The sequence below is a fragment of the Streptomyces sp. NPDC051172 genome, assembly GCF_040682555.1.
Classification (GTDB): Bacteria; Actinomycetota; Actinomycetes; order Streptomycetales; family Streptomycetaceae; genus Streptomyces.
On record NZ_JBFBBE010000264.1, the window covers coordinates 1 to 3,128 of the forward strand.

The window sequence follows — 3,128 nt, forward strand, 5'->3', positions numbered from 1 at the left end:
CGTATCCGCTCCGGGAAGCCATCCCCCACCACATGATCACGAGCCACAAGCCCCGGATCCTAAAGGATCACCCGGCAAGGAAGCGACGTTGGGGGGCGGGATGGGCGAGCGGGGCGTCCGCGAGCCGGGCAGCCAGCGCGGTCAGCTCGGCTTGCTTTGGGACGGCGGTCGTACGGGACCGGACACCGGGCCCACCGACCGCTCTGCGCGGGGGCGGCACCGGCGCGGTCGCCCGGTGGTTGCGAGGCCGTTCGACGCGCACGGTTCCGTCAGCTGACTCCGCGACGGGCGCGTATCCCGCGCTCCGCAGCGCAGCGAGGGTCTTCTCCAACGGGGTGCGGCTGACAAGGACGGTCGGGGCGAGGCGCCGCAGGCCCAGTCTGGAGAGCTTGCGGTGGGCGGCGATCTCAGTGAGGAGGGCGGGTTCTTCTCCGTGGATGACGCAGGCGGCCGACGCGACGCGGATCCGGCCGTGGCTGCGTGCCGTGTCCGTGATCAGGTAGGACAGAGGCTGGGGCAGTGGGCCCACGGCGACGGCAGCCAAGTCGGCCTCGATGGAGTCCGGGCTATAGCCGGCGTCCAGGGCGCGGCGGACGCTGGCCGGGCTGAACCGCCACACCGAGGCCGTGCCGCTGGTCTCCCGCTCGGCGACCGAGTCCAGCAGCGTGACCAGCCGCGCGGCGGGTGTGCCGGTGACGACGGCGGTCAGGTCGCCGCCAAAGCGGGCCGTCGCGGTGGCGACGGGCAGCAGGCGGCGGCAGGCGCCGGCCAGTTCCTCGGCGCTGTCGGCCAGCAGAGCGGCGCCGAGCGGGGACAGAGCGCCGCGGGCGAGGACACCGAACAGTTCCGCCTCGCGGATCACGGTGGCGAACGGCGTCGCGTCCTGTGGCAGCACCTCGGCCAGTGGCCGTGACCAGTGGGTGAGAGCCCCCAGTTCGGCCGCGTTCTTCACGCCCTGCCCGGCCGGGAGCCGGGAAGCGGCGCTAAGCAGCCCCTTCCGGGCCTGAAGACAGCCGGTGCAGGACGGAGTTCCGGCCAAGGCAGGCAGCGCCTTGTTGTCGTCGTCCCGAGCCTGCGAGGGGGTGAATTCAAGTGCCCACCAAGCGCGCAGCAGTGCCGGAAGCCGCTGTGCGGGCTCCGACTCGGCCCACGTGTCGTAGGCGTCCGTCGTCGCGACCCGGTCACCGTCACGGGCCATGAGACCCGCCTTGTACGCCGTCTCAAGGGTGAGGCGTACGACGGTCTCCTCGCAGCGTGCCGCCTTGCCGATCCTGGCCAGTTCGCGGGTCCCGACGCCGCCGGACTTCAGCCGGGCGGGCGGAGCCGTCGCACACACCGACAGGACCGAGGCGGCGTGGGCGGCGAACGCCGTGGCCGCGGCGGTCGCCTCACTGTCGACCTCCGACGGGGCCACGGGTACATGGAGTGTGACAGGCGGCGTGGGGTCGAACGGAGCATGCCAGCCTGGCCCGCGCAGCGCGAACGCCACCTCGGCGGGCATCCCCAGGGGGCCGTAGCTGTATCGACCCTGGACCAGCAGTCCCCGCTCCAGTGCCCAGCGCGCACCCGGTTCAGGGGAGGACTGGCCCGCGAAGAGGACGAATGCCTGTGGTCGGTACGCGGGATCCGCCCTGCGTTTCAGCAGTTTCCGGGCGTCGGCCGGCGCCTGTGCGACCACCGCGGCGACACGTGCCGGGTCGCTGTGGTGTTCCACGAGCGCCGCGAGACGCTGCGGTTTGGTGCCGGGAGGCCGCAAGCCCAGAGCCGTGAGCATGCGGCGCAACTCCTCGGAGGTCGTGTCCTTCAACAGCGTCGCCAGCGGCTGGTCCAGTCCGAGCGGCGTGTCCCACGCCTGCCGCAGGGGCGCGGCCATCCGCAGTGTTCCCTCGCCGTCCGGCCAGACCAGCGCCTTCGTGGACAGCGTCTGGAGCGCCGCTTCCAGGCCGCGTGCAGTCTCGTCCTGCGTCGCGTCCAGCAGGTCCGCCAGGACCTCCGGCGAGGCCGGCGCACTCAGCGCGGCCAGCGCCTCGGCTGCCTGCAGGGCGGGCAGCGGGAGCCGAGGCAGCGCGAGCGCGACCGAGCCCGGGCGTTGCAGGCGTTCGGCCAGCTCGCTCACCGAGCGCGGCTCCGGCGGGGACACTGCGTCCGGCCGTGCCGCGAGTACCTGCTCCAAGCGTTCAGCGTCGAGGCGGTGGAGCCATGCTGCGAGGGTCGACTTGCCGGACTTCACTGATCAGTGCACCTCGTTGAGGGGAAGGCCACGCTTTCCGCCGGGCCAGGCAACACGTGGTAGGTCGTAGGGCCTCCAAGCATGGCGCATCCGGCGGGAGCCTCAGGCGCCGTCGTCAGAGATTCGAGGGCAGGGGGACCGGTTATGGAGTCGACGAACGCGTGCCGGCACGTCGGTGCGGCCAGGTGATCAGCTGTGTAGCACGCCCGGCATCGAGGGGGTCGACCATTCGGCTCGTGCACGGCGTACGGCCGAGTAGTCGTGCCAGTAAGGCCGTGTTGGTGGCGTGAGGCGGCCCTTCCTACATCGTTGTCTCGTGTCACTCTGCGATCACGGGTAGGAAGAGGGGGCACACGGGATGATTCGGTTTGTGGCGGCGTTACCCGTCAAACGGGGGGACGTGCGCGGCTTCCAGGACGTGGCAGCAGGGGTCAGCGAGCAGATCGCGGTGCTGTGGACGGTGCCCGTGCTGCGCACCCCCACGGGCGTGCCGCCTTCGACGCGGGACCGCCTCAAGCATCTCAGCCGGGCCGGCAACCGGCTGCAGGTGGCGGGGACTTCGCACCGCTGTTGGATCGACACTCAGCACGTGGAAGAAGATCCCGCCATGGTGGCCAATGCGCTGTGGGGCGCCTTTGGGCTGTTCACCACTGCCGCGCCCGTCACCAGCCCCTTGCGCCCGCTAGGCCAGCAGCTGCTCGCCGACGAGCTCGCCCAGTCCACTGGCAACGGACTCGCGCTGCGCATTGAACTGGCTCATACGCCCACCGAGGTGGCCATCGAATCGGTGGAACAGCTTCTTGCCCCAAGGCCGGGAAGTTAAGGCTGGCTGGGGCGCTGTCCAGGCGCGGGTGGGCGTGCTGGCCCTGCGGTGAATGACGAACGGGACCGCTGGTAG

General features: G+C 71.3%; 2 protein-coding genes. One reads left to right on the forward strand and one right to left on the reverse strand.

Annotated features, from left to right (window positions below; all coding sequences use genetic code 11):
• Positions 1 to 67: 67 nt before the first annotated feature.
• On the reverse strand, positions 68 to 2,230 hold the full coding sequence (locus AB0N07_RS50095; protein ID WP_365847556.1) for a helicase-associated domain-containing protein: 2,163 nt from the start codon (positions 2,228 to 2,230) through the stop codon (positions 68 to 70).
• Positions 2,231 to 2,588: 358 nt separating this feature from the next.
• On the opposite strand from AB0N07_RS50095, the gene AB0N07_RS50100 reads away from it, so the two are divergent.
• Positions 2,589 to 3,053, forward strand: a complete 465-nt coding sequence (locus tag AB0N07_RS50100; protein WP_365847558.1) for a hypothetical protein — start codon at positions 2,589 to 2,591, stop codon at positions 3,051 to 3,053.
• The last annotated feature ends 75 nt before the right edge of the window (positions 3,054 to 3,128 follow it).

Excerpts from the sequence above, each read along its gene's own strand:
- AB0N07_RS50100 (WP_365847558.1), top strand. The coding sequence starts at position 2,589 with ATGATTCGGTTTGTGGCGGCGTTACCCGTCAAACGGGGGGACGTGCGC.